1 tRNA gene is annotated in these 326 nt (G+C 46.0%); it reads right to left on the reverse strand.

What is annotated here, in order from left to right:
• Positions 1–249: 249 nt before the first annotated feature.
• Positions 250–326 (reverse strand) — tRNA-Arg (locus tag AAEZ18_RS18510).

Genomic DNA, 326 nt, shown 5'->3' on the forward strand with positions numbered 1-326 from the left:
GGCGCAGGAGGATTCGAACCTCCGACCGCTCGGTTCGTAGCCGAGTACTCTATCCAGCTGAGCTATGCACCCACTTTATAGTTTACTTATTTTAACTCTAAGCAGAGCTTTTACTTATTTAGACTCTAAGCGAGTTATTAAAGTATGGTGGGCGTAGGACGTATCTTCTAAAATGAACCTCCGACCGCTTGGTTATAAAGCCAAACACTTTAATTGCTTATTTATGCTCTAAGCAGAGTTATTAAAGTATGGTGGGCGCAGGAGGATTCGAACCTCCGACCGCTCGGTTCGTAGCCGAGTACTCTATCCAGCTGAGCTATGCACCC

Source organism: Pseudoalteromonas sp. 19-MNA-CIBAN-0066, from assembly GCF_040308705.1.
GTDB lineage: Bacteria > Pseudomonadota > Gammaproteobacteria > Enterobacterales > Alteromonadaceae > Pseudoalteromonas > Pseudoalteromonas nigrifaciens.